The organism is Agrobacterium sp. CCNWLW155 (assembly GCF_036888815.1).
Taxonomy (GTDB): domain Bacteria; phylum Pseudomonadota; class Alphaproteobacteria; order Rhizobiales; family Rhizobiaceae; genus Agrobacterium; species Agrobacterium radiobacter.
The window spans coordinates 209,420-226,734 of record NZ_JBAKFW010000005.1; the positions used below are offsets into that span (position 1 = coordinate 209,420).

Below are 17,315 nucleotides of genomic sequence, written 5' to 3' on the forward strand. Positions count from 1 at the left end.
TTTCGAGCGTTTACGACGGTCCATCACCTCGCTGACAGCAAACATTTTACAAATATTTTTGAAATGTTATCACCAAGCTTGACATATTGACGACATGCACCCATCTTTTTCGAAGACAGGAGGCACTTTATGCGTAATAAAAGAGAAAAATTTGTAGAACTTGCCGAAGCTCGGGTGAACAAAGCGCTCAAGGATATTCAGCTTCTAGGCAATCTTTCGAACCGTTCTGCCTATGAATTTTCGGAAGCGGACGTTCGAAAGATTTTCAATGCGCTTCAAAAAGCACTGGATTCTGCAAAAAGCCGATTTACAAAGGATGGCGAGAGTGGTGGGGGAGAATTTCGCCTATGAGTTTCAATGATGACGATACGATCGGACTTGAGTTTCTTCCAAATAGTGCCGGGGAGGCTGAGGGGCTGGGCGATGCAGGGATCGAAACCTTTAGGGACAAACCGTTTGCTGCAGTAGCTCGCGAGACGGGACAGAACAGCCGAGATGCCCGCGATGTCGCCACTGCGCCGGTCAAACTTACCTTCGACGAGCTTCTGCTAAAGTCAGAAGACATACCTTCGATCGCGAGCTATCGGAGTGCGGCCAAGCTTTGCTTGGATAAGGCCTCAAAGGTGAGCAGCGAGAAAGATACCGGGTTCTTCAAGCAGGCGGTTAAAGCGCTAGACGCTCCAGAAGTCCGCGTGATGCGGGTCGCTGATTTCAACACAAAAGGGGTCCGCGGGCCGTGTGAAGAAGGGAAGCCCTTCCATACGCTCGCGAAAGCCGACGGAATGAGTGTAAAGGACGGCGTCAATTCCGGCGGCTCGTTCGGTATCGGCAAGAGCGCGATCTCTGCTCTATCCGATATTCAGACTGCATTCTATTCGACACGGTACTCCGACGACCAAGGCAGCCACGTGCTCTGCATGGGGAAAACCCTCTTCATTTCGCATACTGGTGCGGATGGTGAGGAACGTCGCCGAAAGGGATATTGGGGTAAGAAGAAGGGCTTTATGCCCCTCGACAATCCCTCCGACATTCCTGATTGGCTACTCCGAAAAGAACAAGGAACCTCGATCTATTCGCTGTGCGTCCGCGAGAACCGGATTGACTGGCGGTACGAGATGGTCGCAGCTCTCCTCATCAACTTCTTCGCGGCTATTCAGCGGCAAGAGATGGAATTTGAGATTGATGACGGCTTCCTGAAGATCAATCGAAACACCATCGAAGCACTTTTTGGCGACAACAAGGTCGTTGAGGCGGTGGATCAATTGAAGGCTAGAGCAGCCTTTGAGACCGCTCGAACGCTTTACGGCTGCCTTGTCGACGAGAAAACGATCCTTCGAACTCTCGACGTGAAAGGCCTTGGGAAGGTCAATCTCCGCATTCTTCTGAGAGAGAAGCTCGGATACACGATTGGCATTATCCGAAATGGAATGTTCATCACTGATAACTTCGCTAACTTCGGAGAACCATTCAAGCGCTTCCCGCTCTATCGGGAGTTCGCATTGGTGATAGAACCGGACGGCTCCGAAGAAGGACAGTGGTTTAAAAGGCTTGAAAATCCTAGCCACAATGACTTGTCGGCCGAACGCATTACAGACCCGTCGATGCGTCAGCAAGGACAGAAGGCATTTGAACAGCTCGCTAGCCAAGTCCGCGAGACGCTGAAGGAGCTGGCCAAAACACAACCCACCTCTTCGATGGAACTCGAAGAACTCAACGAGTTTTTCGCCTCAGAAGAGTCCCATGTCGAGGATGAACTAGGGACTGAAACTGATCCACGCGCGCTCAAGCCGACGCCGGTCAAAGTAGCCCAGCCCAAGCCCAAGAAGAGGGTCAAACAGCCTCGTGGGGAAGATGACGATGGCCCCGGACCTGCGCCGGATAGGGACCCTGACCCTGACCCCGAACCCAATCCGAACCCCACTCCTGATCCCGGGCCAGTGAAACGAAAGGCAAAGGTAGCAGAGCCAATCGATCTCCAACGGGAGAGAAACCTGCTTAGTGATCGTGCAAACCCAAAACGCAGGACGCTGATTTTCACGTCTCCTGTCGAAGGAGATATTAGCATCAGCATTGAAGCATCCGGCCTTAGCAATCCTGAGCGGCTTGCGATTCAGAGTGCAAAATCTGGCACCGTTGATGGCGGAGATATCATCCTGCCATGCAAAAAAGGCGAGCGGGTAACGATCGAAGTGGAACTTGAGACCGCTTACGCTGGCCCCATTGAATTTAATGCTTTCCGCATTCACAGTGATGAGGAGGTCGGTGAGATATGAAGCTCAACCACTACATGCGTTATCCCCACCCGGTCCTCAGTGACTATTCAGAAGACTACGTGAGCGGAGAGTTTTCCTGCAAATTTGAGCAGAACATCACCGCCAGCGGAGAACTTCGACTTGTCTCCAGTCTCCAAATAGCCAACGATCTCCTGACGGACCTCATCAAAACACAGGCAGCCTCTGCGGGTTACTTTTTGGTTTGCAGACGAACCTACTTCAACCATTTACAGGTAGCCCCGCTCGGCGAAAGTGAGAAATATTTCGATGCGGCGCGGCTGTTCGGAAGCGTAATCATTCGACCCGTGGTGTGGACCATTCGGGAGATCGCAGGCTTAGCAAGTCCACTCATTCATCCCGAGTTCGGTGAGAGTGTACCCGTAGCGAAGGGAGCAGTCATTGCACTCGGGCCCGAGTTTCGTTTCTCGATGGATCAGAAAAAGTACAAGCCGTTCGACAGCATCTTCGAACTCGCTCGCAATGAAGACGTGGCAGAGAACACCGTGTCCGTAGATCACGACCAAGACCGCATCACCATCCTCGCGCGAGATAAGACTTACAAGGAAATTGCGGCGATCCGCGATATCAACCGCGGCAAGGATATGATCCTGAATACGATATACCTACCTGCAATCATGGAGGTGATCTTTCGCCTCCAGGCCGGAGAGACAGATGTAGAGGGCCGTAAATGGTATCGTATCTTCAAAGCCAGGTGCGTTGACTTGGGCAAGGACCCTTCCGACCCCAGCATCTCACCACTCGAGCTGGCACAGCAACTGCTACGCGGCCCCTTGAGAAAAACGATCTCGCTCATGGAAAGCGTTCAATAATGGCCCCGCTTAGGTATCTCTCAGATAAATTATTGGGAAGTCTTCGAGGCGAGATCGAGCAAAACCTTGAACGCTATCGCTCTTTGGGTTTTGAAGACCTCGCAGGAGATCCGGGTTGGGATATTCCATTGGGAGTTGAGTTCGACGCCGACAAGCTGGCAGGCCTCAACTTAGCCACCCCTATGAACATCGTAAGTGTTGATCTTCCCAACTCCGTCGTCGTCGGCGAAGCAATTGCTGGACTAAGCCCCGCAATGGCGAACGAGGAGCGTGTGTGGGCACGCCTCTCCCACATCGAAGCTATTGAATACTGCCGAGCACGCTGGCTTACAGGGAACGAGGACGACAAGTTCGTATCTCGAATTCGCGATCACTTCTTCGCTCCCACACAAACAGGCATTCGCGATGATCATGCTCTCTCCAGACTTTGGTGGAACTACCAAATCGCAAAGACTTGCATGCCGAATGACATTTCCAAGGCGTTGTCGCTCATAATGAAGTCGGCCGACATTCGGAGCAACTTCGTCGAGCGAATTTGGATGACCAGTCGCCAGAATATCGCAGGCGGTGTTTTGCGTGCAATGCTATCAGAGGCTTGGGTCACCGAAGCGGAACGGAACTTCAGACATTTCATGAAGGCCATTAACCGTCTCGGTGGAGGGATCGTGTTCGAAGCCTTGACAACCTCGGAAATCGATGTGTTCGTTGCAGAATGCGTCAAGTTCGCACGTCGGGAAGCATCGTCTTAATCGAACACGGCGGTCTGAACTGATGGGGTGGATGCCCCCTCTGGCCGGCATAGGCGTATGATGCCTGCCTAGCGCCATGGTGGCGCTCACGGAGGGAAAGCAGATGACACAGGTGCGTATCCTTGCGATCGACCTCGCGAAGCGGAGCTCCCAAGTCTGTGGAACGGATCGCGGCGGGGCGATTCTATTGAACCGGGTTCTCTCGCGAGCTCGACTATTGCAGCTTTTGAACGAGCAGTTGCCATGCGTTGTCGCGATGGAGGCTTGTGCCACCAGCCATTTTTGGGGCCGCGTTGCTAAAGGCCGTGGCCATAATGTGCGGCTAATTCCGCCGATCTATGTGAAGCCGTTCGTCAAACGACAAAAGAACGATGCGGCCGATGCAGCGGCGATCGCGGAGGCTGCACAACGACCGAACATGCATTATGTCGAGGTCAAAAGCGCTGAACATCAAGCCCGAGCGGTGGCGTTTCGAACGCACCAGTGCTTCGTGCGCCAGAGCTGGCTCGGGAAATCTGCACAGCGGGGATAAGTGGAATTCCTGCCTGACTTCGGCTTAGATGCCAGGAACGGGAGTTACCATGACGAGACGATCGCGCCCTCCTGCGCAAGCTTTCGGTTACCAGACCCAATCAGGTCTGGGCGATGGACTTCACGGCGGTTCTGAAGAAGGCGGAAATCGCCATCTCGATGGATGGCAAAGGTGCGTGGCGGGACAACGTCTTCGTCGAGCGGCTCTGGCGTTCGATCAAATACGAGGAAGTCTACCTCCACGCCTATAAAACAGTGTCCGAGGCCCGCGCTGGCATCGGCCGCTATCTGACCTTTTACAATAGCCGACGCCCACATTCATCCCTTGACCGGCAGACGTCGGATCATGCCTACTTCAACGCGCTGGCACCAATGATGGTGGCGGCATAATCGAGGCGGAATCCACTTAGCGAAACGCCCGAAACTGTTCAGATAAACCGAGCCACCTCTAAATGCTCCGGAAAAAGTTGCCACCAAAATAACGCTGGCGCTAACAAAGCGAAGTAATCCACGCATACGCAATACCCTTTACCCATGCATATCAAACTATACTGACGCCGCGCGTGCAAGGCGCTCAATTATAAATCGCCTATGATTTTTGATTGCAGTTAATGCGTGTGATTGCTGCGCCGGGATAATCCTTGGCCCCCTCTCCGGGGCATCCTACGCATGATCGACAATGAATGTTGGAGATCACCATGGCGACAATCAAAAAACTCAGAGGACGTTGGCGAGCGCAGGTGCGCCGTCGCGGCTTGAAGCCCCGGTGCAAATCTTTCGACACGGAGCTCGAAGCTGAAAAGTGGGCGCGCGACCTCGAAGCACAGGTCGACAGGTTCGGTGCAGCCGCTGACACGAAAATCCTTTAAAGCACTACGCTCGGACAGCTTCTCGAACGATACCAGCGCGAAGTTTCGCCTTTGAAGCGCGGCTCCGTGGTCGAATGCACCGCACTCGAAATGCGGCTTACTCGCAAGGGCATCGTGGGTTATCCCGCCCTCGCCTTCGATTAAGGCATCTCCTTCTTTTCAACCGGACAGACGCGCGGCAAGGGTTATCAACACCGGCTTCCAGAGTGCGCGAATGTTGCAGATTGAGCGATCGCCGTAGTGGGTGATTGGGAGACAAGATGCCGCGAGCGACTTGCGAACGCGGGTCACCGGCAGCAGTGTCGGATCATCGATTCTTTCCCGCGAGTGCACCGAAGGCAAGTCCGGTGAGAAATTTCGACGACTGCGCATCGCTGCACACTTTGGCAAGCCAACCGTCAGCCAGCGCTTCCGATTGAGTGATACGCAGCCAAATAGAAAATTAGCGCAAATGCCAGTGAAAACCGGTAACGTTGCCCGACGCCATCTCGAGACCAGAGATGATAATCAACTAAAGGACTTCTGATGGGCTGGAAGACGCCGAAATTCGAGTACGTAAATGGCTACAAAATCGTTGAAGTCGACGGTCCGATCTTCAAGGTATTCGACGGCAATCGTCAACTCGGAGACGATTTTCCCTATTCCGGCGAGGCTATTGCTCACGCTAAGTTCTTGCCGAAACGCGAGCCGCACCAGTAGGCGAGAACACGGCTGATGACTGTCCCGCTTCCTTCGACACTGGAGCAGCTCGGCTGGTCTGCATTTTTTGCGGATCAACTCAAAGACGGCGACGCTGGCCTCGCGTCCAGGCGTATATCGTCTGTCCACCGCTCGCGCATCGAGGCAATCGATATGACGGGGCCCGTTCGCCTGGAGCTCCCGGGCAATAGCAATACGGCCGACTTCGCAGTCGGAGACTGGATACTTGCCGACCCGCTGACGGGCATGTTTGCCAAACGTCTCGACCGAAAAAGCCTGTTCCAGCGAAGGCCGGAAGGCGGACGTGGCATGCAACTTATTGCCGCCAATGTTGACACCCTACTGGTAGTTACATCGTGCAATGCAGATTTCGATTCCGCACGTCTCGAACGTTATCTGATAATGGCGGATCAAGCCGGAAGCGAACCGGTCATCGTGCTGACCAAAGCTGATACTGCGGAAGACGTCGGCCGGTTTCAATCACAGGCGGAGGCACTGCAACGCAACCTGCCAGTCATAGCGCTTAATGGACGCTCGGCCGATGCTGTCGCCTTGTTGAGGCCATGGTTGGGTAAAGGTCAGACCATCGCGCTGGTAGGGTCCTCCGGCGTTGGAAAGTCAACGCTTGTAAATACGCTGACCGGATCTGACACGAAGCAGAAAACCGGCACTATTCGTGAATATGATGCGCAGGGTCGGCACACCACGACGGCGCGATCCCTGCATGCGGTTTCAGGCGGCGGATGGGTCATAGACACGCCGGGTATAAGGAAGCTCTATGTCAGCGACGTTACCAACGGAATAGATACGCTGTTTGCCGAGATTACCGAGCTGGCGCCGTTGTGCCGGTTTCGCGACTGTACCCATGCTCATGAACCAGGATGCGCCGTTCAAGGCGCTGTCGCACGCGGCGAGCTTGGTGCCGATCGGCTAGAAAGGTGGCGAGGTTTGCACGCTGAAAATGCCGACCGGACTCCAGTGGTGAGCGGACCGCGCGGCAACAAGCAAAACAAGAAGAAGCATTATCTGCTTCGACCGTAGACGTTCAATCCAGCGGCGTAAGTCTGATCAGATCTTGAGCCTGCGAGTGTGACATAGGCATTCCCCTTTACGATCTACCACTCGCTCTAGTGCTTAAACGAATTTTCGCGATGCCATTTTAAAAACTGGGGATGCGGGATTTCGTGAAAACCCAGCGACACGATCGCTTTTCCGGTCTTGTTGACAATATCTTGGATGCTGTCGCGACCGTTCGCATGAACGGTTGCTATCTGAAGCACTCGACTGCGCGCGAGCACACCCAACTTTGTGCAACGCACAATTTTCGGAGGAATTGGTATGAATTTCGGATTTTTAGATACATATCATCCGAAAAAAATCGTCTAAAACTCTCCCAACGCAAGGAGAGACACCATGACGGACACGACATCAGAATTTGATGGGTCAACAATTGGCCTGGAGGCCGCAGAGGAACCCGCATGGACCGCCGCAACCTGGTTTGCGGTTCTTTCGATGGCGGCCACCAGCTTTGCGCTGGTATCGGCCGAGTTTCTGCCAGCGGGATTGTTGACGCCCATGGCGCGCGATCTCGGTATTACCGAGGGTACGGCGGGACAGGTTGTCACCGCGACGGCCTCAGTAGGTGCTGTGACCGCGTTGCTGAGCAATGTTCTCATCGGCAAACTGAATCGCAAGACCGTGCTTGTTGGGCTTAGTGCGCTGGCGATCGGCTCCAACATTCTGGCATCAGTTGCTGCCGATTTCTGGCTATTGCTGGTCGGCCGGGCCGGACTGGGTATCGCGCTCAGCGGTTTCTGGGCACTTTCGGTTGCTGTCGTGGCGCGGCTCGTTGGCGCGAATTCGACCGGGCGCGGCATGGCTATCGTCACACTCGGCGTTTCACTCGCCACCATTGCGGCTCCCTCCATGGGCGCCTTGATCAGCGACTGGGTGGGATGGCGCATTGCCATGTCGATGACGGCAGGGCTTGCCGTCATTGCAATGCTGCTACAAATATTCAGCCTGCCCTCGCTGCCGGCAAGTACAAGCAACAGTCTTTCAGATGTTTTCCGCCTGACGCGGCGGCGTAGCGTTCAACTGGGGATGCTTGCCATCCTGTTGCTGATGACGGGGCATTTTGCCGGTTCGGTTTATGTACGTCCCTTCCTCGAACAAGTGACGCTGCTTGAGACCACGCCGATTGCTCTTGCCCTGCTCGGCTTTGGCGTTGCTTCCGTGATCGGCAATGTGCTGGGTGGCCGCATGGCGGACAACAGTATCCGCCTCGCGCTCATCGTTACCGCCGCCCTGATGGCATTTGCAACAATCGCCCTCGTCCTATGGGGTGTTCATAGCAGCGCCGCATTCGCGCTCGTCGCGCTTTGGGGTCTTGCCTTTGGCATGGCGCCCGTGGTGCTGCCGACCAACCTTTCCCGCGGCGCACCCGATGCTCTGGAAGCGGCAGGCAGCCTGATGGTTGTTTCTTTCCAGGTGGCTATCAGTATCGGGGCTGTTGTCGGCGGCTATATCGTGGATTCCTACGGTGCCACTGCGCCGCTGGCGCTGACCGCGATCCTGGCGGCATCCACGGTCGCACTTGCCTTGCTGCAGCGTCGCGATTGACCCTGTCCGTAACGGCGGATACCTAAAACGAAAGTCCCGCCCGGAATTTGGTCCGGGCGGGACATTTGTGAAAAGACGATTTTTCTTGCCGTCGCTCTGGTTACTTGCGGTAGGAAAGACCACCCCAGATACGGCCTTCGTCTCTGTGTCGGCCACCATGTACTGCACCGATATAAGCAGCGGCAGCAGAAACGAGTGCGGAAGCGGCCAGCAGGAACGCGGTCAGAATGCCTGCGACGCGCGCTTTTTCTGCAGCATCCGCAGCTTTGGCCTTGGCATCGTCCAACGCCTTCTGCGCCTCAGCCTTCAGGGTTTCGACCTGCTTCTGTGCTTCATCGACCTTCTTCTGCGCTTCCGCCCTGACGGCCTGCACGCGTTCAACCGTCTGGTTTACGCGCGTTTGCGCATCCGTCTGGCTGATGTTTGTGCGGGCAGCGACCTGGTTGGCAAGCCATGTCTTATCGGCATCAGATATCTCACCGGTTGCAAGCAGATTGCCGAGGATGCCGCTGATCTGACGCTGATAGTCGCCGGCGCTCTGGTCACCCGTCAGAGGGGCAGCGGGCGCATCGGTCCTCAAAAGACTATCCGTGAAATAGTCGATTGGATTGGCTTTCAGGCCCTGCGGAAGCATTTGTTCGATGCTGGGTGCTGCAGCCTGACCGGCGCCTTGCGCCAGACCACCTGCTGCGCTGCCAGCGCCGGAAATGATGCCACCCGCCAGTTGGCCAGCACCCTGAACGGCGCCACCGACTGCGGAACCCGTTGCCTCAACCGCGGTCTGCGCCACGCTGCCGACAGCCTTGGCACCACCGGACAGCACGCCGAGCGCTAGAAACGCCGAGACGACCGTGCCGAGACCCCATACGACCAGGCCATTTACACCATCGCGGACGGTCAGTTCGTTCCTGTCGGCAGCGCCGGCAGGCCTGCGCATGCGGCCGGCAATATAGCCACCCAGCATGTAGGAGCCGACCATGGAAATGATGACGAAGAGCGCGGTTATGATGAGCCAGACTGTGCTGACCTCGCCACCATTGTCCGCCGAGATTGAACTCAGGCCCAGGCCGCCCGCAAATGCGGTGAGAATGGCCATGGCGCCCGAGGAAATGACTGCACCGGCGAAAATCGCTGGCCAATCCACATAGCTGCGGTTTGGATTCGTTTCGATACCCGTTGGATCAACCATCAGCGTAGCCCCAACAATGAGAGGATGAACAGGACGACGACGACGAGGCCGACTAGATAGATGATGGAATTCATGCGATCTCCTCCGAATGGACGATCAATCCTCCGCGTAGCGGCGATTATATGCAGTGAGACATGCGAGCTGATTGCTCCCTCACCAAACTCGCCGCGCTCCAAAAAGTTTCACGACTTGTCGTTGCTTCGGAATGATTTTGCGCAATTCCGCCGGCGAGGTGACGAAAGAAATGTGCTCTTGGTCGCCAAAAAGAGGTCGCTGAACGCAGGCAAGCAGCATGACCAGCCAGACACAAGCCACCCGAACCAGATTGCGGCGGAAGGAGATATACCATGTCTGCAATCGATCGAATTGGCTCCACCGCCTCGCTTTACATACGCCCACGGCCACAGGACGTTTCCCAGGCCGTGCCCGATCCCACACCCGAGCGGTCGGCATCGTTGATCGGAGGGGGTGCCGCGTCTTCGCTCTCCTCCAATCTTGCCAACGCACTCTGGTCGCTCCGGGGGCAAGAGGGCGGAATAGAAGAGACGCCGCTTGAAGGCGGCGGAACAGGCTCCGATGAGGACGAGCTTAGCCGCTGGGCAAATATGAGCCTTGGCGAGAAAATCCGGGCCCAATATCTGGAGGCGCGGGGATTGTCCGAAGGCGACCTTGCCGCCATGCCGCCCGACGAAAGGAAGGCAATAGAGGACGAGATCCAGAAGGCAATAAGGGTCGCGATGGAGGCTCCGAAAGACGATGACGTGAGCGTGCTCGCCGGCCTTTGAGCGTGACATGCCTTCGGGGGCACTGCGCAGCGCTACGATCTGATACATAAATGCGGGTTTCAGGAAACATGCCGGATACCTGCAGGGCAGATCATTGCCTGATCTATTTCGGATCAGGCAGGATTTCCCATGAAGAGGCAGATTTTCTTCGCCGTCGCCCTATCGGGTGCGGCAGCAGGTTTTGGAACCGTTTATTCGAGCTCAGCGGACACGCCGCCGGAGCTCGCTTCTCCCATCTATGGTGTCACGCTTCCTGAAGGATATCGTGACTGGAAGTTCATCGCGCCCGCGCAGGAAGCGCCGCCGCTGGACGAGCTTCGCGCTGTTCTGGCAAACGATATCGCCGTCGACGCCTACAAGAGCGGAACCCTGCCCTTTCCCGACGGCTCGATACTGGTGAAGCTCGCCTATAAGCGGCAGCAATCCACGGAGTTTCCGCCGGCCACGGTTTCGGGCGCGGCGACCACAGTGCAGGTGATGGTGAAAGACTCCGGGAAATATGCCGCCAGCCACGGCTGGGGCTTCGGGCGGTTTGTCAACGGCAAGCCGGTGGATGCCGCCCAGCATGAGACGTGCCTCTCCTGCCACGAGGGCAACGTCAAGGACCATGATTTCGTCTTCACGCGATATGCACCGTAACCGATGCCGGGGCTCGGGCGACTTCGCCTTCGCGACTGTTCGCGGAAAGGCGGCCTCTACACTCGATTACAATTTCACCGAAGCCCCGACACATCAGGGATACGTGAGGCCGGGAAATTGGCGCCATCGCCGGGTCGCCTTCGCCGCCCGGAGCCGCGAACTCCTGCCTGAAAGGACACGATGATGACGTTTCTGGTCATTGCCTATCTCGGAGGGGCGCTGACAATTCTCAGCCCCTGTATCCTGCCCATCCTTCCCTTCGTTTTTGCGCGGGCGGGGCAACCGTTCCTGCGCAGCACGTTGCCCCTGCTTACGGGAATGGCGGCAACCTTTTGCGCCGTCGCGACGCTTGCCGCTGTTGGCGGGAGCTGGGCAATCAGCGCCAATGAATATGGCCGGCTCGTGGCGCTTGCGCTGCTTGCGATCTTTGGTGTCGGCCTGATTTCGCCCCGCGCGGCCAGCATCATCACCCGCCCGGTCGTTGAACTCGGTAACCGGCTCGCCAATGCCGCCGGCAAGCCCGGGTCAGTACCGACGATTGCGGGCTCCCTGATACTCGGCATTGCCACCGGTCTTTTATGGGCACCCTGCGCGGGACCAATCCTCGGGCTTGTCCTGACCGGGGCAGCCCTGAAGGGGGCCAATCTGGAAACGAGCCTGCTGCTTGCCGCCTATGCCGCCGGGGCTGCGACCTCCCTTGCCGTCGCCATTCTCGTCGGCGGCAGGGTATTTGCGGGTATGAAGCGGTCTCTGGGTTTCAGCGAGCGGATCCGCCAAGTGCTTGGCGCGGCGGTGCTTGCCGGCGTCACGGTCATCGCGCTCGGTCTGGATACGGGTTTCCTGTCGCAGATTTCCTATGCGAGTACGGCATCCTTCGAACAGCAGGTGCTCGATCGGCTCCGCACCACCAAAGCGCCTGAAGCGGCAACGGCGGCGGGTGCCAGCGCTGCTACGGCCCGGTCGGAGCTGCCGGTTGAGGGCAAGGCTCCATCCCTCGACGGCGCCGTCGAGTGGCTCAATTCTCCACCCCTCACGCGTGAACAATTGCGTGGCAAGGTCGTCCTCATCGACTTCTGGACCTATTCCTGCATCAACTGCATCCGCACCATTCCCTATGTGCGGGCCTGGGCGGACAAATACCGGGACCAGGGCCTCGTCGTCATCGGTGTCCACGCCCCCGAATTCGCCTTTGAAAAGAAGATCGACAATGTCAGACAGGCCGTCGCCGGCTTCAAGATCGATTACCCGGTGGCAATCGACAATGACTACAGGATCTGGCGCGCCTTTGATAACAGCTATTGGCCGGCGCATTACCTGATCGATGCCAAGGGCCAGATTCGCTACCACCATTTCGGCGAGGGCAATTACCGGCAGACCGAAGAGGCGATCCAGGACCTGCTGCGCGAGGCCGGCAGCAGCGCCTCCGCCAGCGCACCGGTGAGCCCGGAGGCGACAGGAGCCGAAGCCGGTGCGGATATCGGGCACATGCGCTCGGGCGAAACCTATATAGGCTACCGGCAGGCTCGAAGCTTCGCATCCAACGAGGCGATGCGTGCAGACATGCCGCGCGACTATTCCGTCAAGACGCCTTCCCTCAACGAATGGGGACTTTCCGGCACCTGGACGGTTGGCGCGGAGGCGGCCACACTTGATGCGGCTGATGGTGGCATCACCTATCGCTTCAGCGCCCGTGACCTGCACCTGGTCCTTGGGCCGGATGCAGCCGGAAAACCGGTTCGTTTCCAGGTCACCATCGACGGGCATCCGCCGGGTGCGGATCATGGCGCCGACACGGATGCCGAGGGCAATGGCGTCGTCACCTCAACCCGTCTTTACCAGCTCGTCCGCCAGTCCGGCGCCGTCGAAGCGAGAACCTTTGCCATCCGCTTCCTCGACCCCGGCGCGCAGGCCTATGCCTTCACTTTCGGCTGACCTAGATTTTCGCCCCCCATCAAAACCAAAGGAGAAATATGATGCGCCATCGTCTCATGCCAAAATTCGCGTTTGCCGTCGCAACCGCACTGATCGCTTTTGCCGCACAGGCGGCAGAGGTGAAGAATATCGTCATCGTCCATGGCGCGCTGGCCGATGGTTCGGCCTGGCGCAGGGCGACAGACATCCTTGAAAGCCGTGGTTTCAACGTCACGATCGTGCAGGAGCCCATCACCTCTCTTGCCGATGACGTGGCGGCCACCAACCGTGTTCTCGATCTCCAGCAGGGGCCGAGCCTGCTTGTCGGGCACAGCTACAGCGGGATGGTGATCTCGGAAGCGGGTAACCGGCCAGATGTGGCCGGGCTGGTCTATGTCGCCGCCTTCCAGCCGGAGAAGGGAGAGAGCCTTCTCGACCTCGCCGGCTCGAAACCGCCGGCCGGCAACGGCATCAAGCCGACGAAGGATGGCGCGTTCCTTTATCTCGATCCCGCCGTCTTTGGACAAGATTTCGCCGGCGATCTGCCGCGTGAGGACGCGGCCTTCATGGCAAGAAGTCAGGTCTTCGCCGCCAAGGCCGCCTTTGCCGCCAAAGGCGGCGAGCCCGCCTGGAAAACCAAGAAAAGCTGGTCGATTGTCGCAACGCAGGACCGCTCGATCAACCCCGATCTCGAGCGCGACATGGCCAAGCGCGCCGGCAGTGCGGTGACCGAGATTGCGGCAAGCCATGCGGTCTTCGCCTCCCAGCCCGAAAAGGTCGCAGACGTCATCGAACAGGCCGCCCGACAATCCGCGAAATAAACCGCGCCCGCCTCGAAGTCCAACACAGCCGCCCCAGACGCCGGGGCGGCTGATTGCGTCCAGAGGGCTGACCGAATGTATCAGTCTGTATCGGGAATGCCCCCTGCTACAAAACCATTCACATTCGTCCCCCTTGGGACACATCGAGGATACACGCACCGCGTTACCTGCCCGCATCCAACATGGACAGGAGAGACAGCAATGAATTCCGAGATCAATTTCCAGCGCCGCCGCTTCTTCGGCATTGCCGCAATGACGGTTGCCGCCGTCGAATTCGGGGCCGCAGGCCTTGCTCATGCCAAGGGCGAAGCGCCTTCGCCTCAGCCGTCAACCGGACACGAGGGAGCCACCTCCTTTGGCGCCCTGAAGCAGGTTGAAGCGGGTGTACTCAGCGTCGGTTATGCAGAAGCCGGCCCCGCAGACGGCCCGGTCGTGCTGCTGCTGCACGGATGGCCTTATGACATCTACAGCTATGTCGATGTCGCACCCATCCTTGCATCGGCTGGATATCGGGTACTCATCCCCTATCTGCGCGGATATGGCACGACCCGTTTTCTCTCGGACGACACCGCACGCAACGGACAGCAGGCGGCGCTTGCGGTCGACATGATCGCCTTTCTCGACGCTCTCGGCGTCAAGCAGGCCGTCGTGGCCGGTTATGACTGGGGCGCTCGCACCGCCGACATCATGGCCGCACTCTGGCCCGAACGTTGCACCGGGCTCGTATCGGTCAGCGGCTATCTTATCGGCAGCCAGGAGATCAACAGGAAGCCGCTTCCGCCCAAGGCGGAACTCTCCTGGTGGTATCAGTTCTATTTCGCGACGGAACGCGGCCGTGCGGGCTATGCCGCCAACACCCGCGACTTCGTGCGCCTGATCTGGCAGACGGCATCTCCGACTTGGAAATTCAGCGACGAGACCTTCAATCGTTCGGCCCCCGCATTCGACAATCCCGACCATGTGGCCATCACCATCCATAACTACCGCTGGCGGCTTGCACTGGCAGACGGGGAAGCCAAGTACGATAATTACGAGCGCCAGCTTGCGAAACTTCCCGTCATCACCGTGCCGACGATAACGCTGGAAGGCGACGCCAACGGCGCGCCGCATCCGGATCCTTCCGCCTACGCATCGAAGTTTTCCGGCAAGTACCAGCATCGCAACATCAGCGGCGGCATCGGCCATAACCTGCCGCAGGAAGCGCCCGAGGCTTTTGCCAGGGCTGTTCTGGACGTCGCAAAGCTTTAAACTTGCCGAAGCCCGCGAACCGTTGTCTTACTGCATGTGACGCAGGGGACGCGGTAGCGGGCCACTCGAACCGTCCGGACGACGAAGGCATCCAATGGAACATATCGACCATATTCTCGTCGTGGACGACGACAGGGAAATCCGGGAGCTGGTCTCCAGCTACCTGAAGAAGAACGGCCTGCGCACGAGCGTGGCGGCCGATGGACGGCAGATGAGAAGTTTTCTCGACGGCAATACCGTCGATCTCATCGTGCTCGACGTGATGATGCCAGGCGATGACGGGCTGGTCCTATGCCGTGAGTTGCGGGCGGGGAAACACAAAGCCACGCCGGTCTTGATGCTGACCGCCCGCGATGACGAGATGGATCGCATTATCGGGCTCGAAATGGGCGCCGACGACTATCTGTCGAAGCCCTTCGCTGCCCGCGAGCTTCTGGCGCGGATCAAAGCCATCCTGCGCCGCACGCGGATGCTGCCTCCCAATCTGCAGATCAGCGAGGCCGGGCAGCTCCTGACCTTTGGTGACTGGCGCCTCGACACGGTGGGCCGTCACCTGCTCGACAGGGAGGGCACGACCGTTGCCTTGAGCGGGGCTGAATACCGGCTTCTCAGGGTCTTCATCGATCATCCCCAGCGCGTCCTCAACCGGGACCAGCTGTTAAATCTCACCCAGGGACGCGATGCCGAACTTTTCGACCGGTCGATCGATCTTCTCGTGAGCCGCGTGCGCCAAAGGCTTGGGGATGACGCGCGCGAACCCGTCTACATCAAGACCGTGCGGGCGGAAGGCTATGTCTTTGCGGTGCCCGTGGAGATTTCGGAGCCGAGAATATGAACGGCTCGCGCCTGCTCACCGGCTGGTGGCCGCGCTCACTGCGGTCCAGACTTTTCCTCATCCTGTTTGCCGGTCTCGCCATCGCCTACAGCCTGTCGTTCAGCATCCTCTTTGCCGAGCGATACATGTCGGCAAAGGCGGTCATGCTCGGCACTCTGGAGCAGGATCTGGCGGTATCGATCGCCATCATCGACCGCCTGCCTGCGGAAGAGCGGGCGCAATGGGTCCATCGCCTGAGCCGCAGCAATTATCAACTCGTCCTCGGCCCCGGTCTTCCCGGCGTTTCCGACATGACCGGCCGCGGCGCTGAAATTGCGCAGAGGATCGAGGAGGCCGCGGGACACCGTTTTCCCGTCAGGGTCGAATCCATTCCCGGCGACGGCAAGCGGCTTCAGGCGCATCTGACGTTATCGGACGGCTCGCCGTTGACAATCGACGTGACACCGCGCGGCGTGATGCCCCTGGCGGAGTGGCTGCCATATGTCTTCGCCGCGCAAATGGCGCTTCTCCTCCTCTGCACCTGGTTTGCAGTGCGACAGACTACCAGACCGCTCAGCGCGCTTGCTGCGGCAGCCGAAGCGCTGGATCCGGGGGAAAAGGGGTTGCCGATGAGTGAGAGCGGCCCAAGCGAAGTTGCCCACGCCGCCCGCGCGTTCAACGCCATGCGCGATCGCGTCGCGCAATATCTCGAGGAGCGCGTCCAGATTCTTGCGGCGATCTCACACGACCTGCAGACGCCCATCACCCGGATGCGGTTGCGCGCCGACATGGCAGACGATACGCCGGAAAAGGAAAAGCTGGTCAGTGACCTGCGTGAAATCGAACGCCTGGTGCAGGATGGGATCGCTTACGCACGCAGCGCTCACGGCAATGGCGAGAAATCCTCCCGTATCGATCTGGCTTCTTTCATCGACAGCATCGCCTACGACTATCAGGATACCGGAAAAGCCGTAACAGTTGCCGGCATGGTGCGCGGCACCGCGTCGACAAAGCCACATGCATTGCGAAGAATCCTGACGAACTTCATAGATAACGCCCTCAAATTCGCCGGCAGCGCCGAAATTAAAGTGGACCGGCGTGGTGAAGGCACCGTGGTCATCACGGTGCTCGATCGGGGGCCGGGCATCCCCGACGAGATGCTGCAAAATGCCATGCAGCCCTTCTTCCGGATTGAAACATCGAGAAACCGCGACACAGGCGGAACAGGTCTCGGACTGGCGATCGCGCAGCAGCTCGCCGGAACGATCGGCGGCTCGGTTCGCCTCTATAACAGGCAGGGCGGCGGGCTTGCGGCCGAGGTGGCCTTTCCCTGAC

Annotated in this window: 16 protein-coding genes and 2 pseudogenes; 17 read left to right on the forward strand and 1 reads right to left on the reverse strand. The window is 58.2% G+C overall.

Features of this window, described 5'->3' with window-relative positions:
• Positions 1–129: 129 nt before the first annotated feature.
• The 10 genes and pseudogenes from V6S97_RS17185 to V6S97_RS17140 all read left to right on the forward strand — a co-directional run bounded on the left by V6S97_RS17185 (position 130) and on the right by V6S97_RS17140 (position 8,573).
• A complete protein-coding gene (locus V6S97_RS17185; RefSeq protein WP_275245390.1) occupies positions 130–351 on the forward strand; it encodes a hypothetical protein in 222 nt (73 codons plus the stop codon).
• Positions 348–2,273 (forward strand): hypothetical protein, encoded by a 1,926-nt coding sequence (locus tag V6S97_RS17180; RefSeq protein ID WP_334427563.1) that lies wholly within the window; start codon positions 348–350, stop codon positions 2,271–2,273. The genes V6S97_RS17185 and V6S97_RS17180 overlap by 4 nt, the downstream gene beginning before the upstream one ends.
• On the forward strand, positions 2,270–3,103 hold the full coding sequence (locus V6S97_RS17175) for a hypothetical protein (protein WP_334427562.1): 834 nt from the start codon (positions 2,270–2,272) through the stop codon (positions 3,101–3,103). Before V6S97_RS17180 ends, V6S97_RS17175 begins: the two co-directional genes overlap by 4 nt.
• Positions 3,103–3,852 (forward strand): DUF6339 family protein, encoded by a 750-nt coding sequence (locus tag V6S97_RS17170; RefSeq protein ID WP_334427561.1) that lies wholly within the window; start codon positions 3,103–3,105, stop codon positions 3,850–3,852. Before V6S97_RS17175 ends, V6S97_RS17170 begins: the two co-directional genes overlap by 1 nt.
• Positions 3,853–3,955: 103 nt before the next feature.
• On the forward strand, positions 3,956–4,384 hold the full coding sequence (locus V6S97_RS17165) for an IS110 family transposase (RefSeq protein ID WP_442886071.1): 429 nt from the start codon (positions 3,956–3,958) through the stop codon (positions 4,382–4,384).
• 110 nt (positions 4,385–4,494) lie between these two features.
• Positions 4,495–4,773, forward strand: a pseudogene (locus V6S97_RS17160) (integrase core domain-containing protein); the annotation flags it as partial.
• 308 nt (positions 4,774–5,081) lie between these two features.
• Positions 5,082–5,345, forward strand: a pseudogene (locus V6S97_RS17155) (site-specific integrase); the annotation flags it as partial.
• Between the two features lie 432 nt (positions 5,346–5,777).
• Positions 5,778–5,951, forward strand: a complete 174-nt coding sequence (locus V6S97_RS17150) for a hypothetical protein (protein ID WP_003519203.1) — start codon at positions 5,778–5,780, stop codon at positions 5,949–5,951.
• A 15-nt stretch (positions 5,952–5,966) separates the two neighbouring features.
• The gene (rsgA, locus tag V6S97_RS17145; RefSeq protein WP_334427560.1) at positions 5,967–6,992 is read left to right on the forward strand and encodes a ribosome small subunit-dependent GTPase A; all 1,026 of its coding nucleotides are present in this window, start codon (positions 5,967–5,969) and stop codon (positions 6,990–6,992) included.
• Between the two features lie 372 nt (positions 6,993–7,364).
• Positions 7,365–8,573 carry an MFS transporter gene (locus V6S97_RS17140; RefSeq protein WP_111804160.1) on the forward strand — a complete coding sequence of 403 codons (1,209 nt, stop codon included), beginning with the start codon at positions 7,365–7,367 and terminating at the stop codon, positions 8,571–8,573.
• Positions 8,574–8,673: 100 nt separating this feature from the next.
• Here V6S97_RS17140 and V6S97_RS17135 read toward each other — a convergent pair whose 3' ends face one another.
• Positions 8,674–9,762 (reverse strand): hypothetical protein, encoded by a 1,089-nt coding sequence (locus V6S97_RS17135; protein ID WP_035199154.1) that lies wholly within the window; start codon positions 9,760–9,762, stop codon positions 8,674–8,676.
• Between the two features lie 347 nt (positions 9,763–10,109).
• Between V6S97_RS17135 and V6S97_RS17130 the strand changes: the two genes are divergently transcribed.
• From V6S97_RS17130 to V6S97_RS17100, 7 genes are all read left to right on the forward strand, one after another.
• A complete protein-coding gene (locus V6S97_RS17130; RefSeq protein WP_334427559.1) occupies positions 10,110–10,547 on the forward strand; it encodes a hypothetical protein in 438 nt (145 codons plus the stop codon).
• 129 nt (positions 10,548–10,676) lie between these two features.
• Positions 10,677–11,186, forward strand: a complete 510-nt coding sequence (locus tag V6S97_RS17125; protein WP_334427558.1) for a cytochrome P460 family protein — start codon at positions 10,677–10,679, stop codon at positions 11,184–11,186.
• A gap of 180 nt (positions 11,187–11,366) precedes the next feature.
• Positions 11,367–13,118, forward strand: coding sequence for a cytochrome c biogenesis protein DipZ (locus V6S97_RS17120; protein ID WP_112354548.1), 1,752 nt, complete (start codon positions 11,367–11,369; stop codon positions 13,116–13,118).
• A gap of 41 nt (positions 13,119–13,159) precedes the next feature.
• The gene (locus V6S97_RS17115) at positions 13,160–13,918 is read left to right on the forward strand and encodes an alpha/beta hydrolase (RefSeq protein WP_112278182.1); all 759 of its coding nucleotides are present in this window, start codon (positions 13,160–13,162) and stop codon (positions 13,916–13,918) included.
• A 201-nt stretch (positions 13,919–14,119) separates the two neighbouring features.
• Positions 14,120–15,166: an alpha/beta fold hydrolase gene (locus tag V6S97_RS17110; RefSeq protein ID WP_111834064.1), complete on the forward strand. Its 1,047-nt coding sequence runs from the start codon at positions 14,120–14,122 to the stop codon at positions 15,164–15,166.
• A gap of 94 nt (positions 15,167–15,260) precedes the next feature.
• On the forward strand, positions 15,261–16,001 hold the full coding sequence (locus V6S97_RS17105) for a response regulator (RefSeq protein WP_080865010.1): 741 nt from the start codon (positions 15,261–15,263) through the stop codon (positions 15,999–16,001).
• Positions 15,998–17,314, forward strand: a complete 1,317-nt coding sequence (locus V6S97_RS17100; protein ID WP_080865009.1) for an ATP-binding protein — start codon at positions 15,998–16,000, stop codon at positions 17,312–17,314. The genes V6S97_RS17105 and V6S97_RS17100 overlap by 4 nt, the downstream gene beginning before the upstream one ends.
• Position 17,315 lies beyond the last annotated feature (1 nt).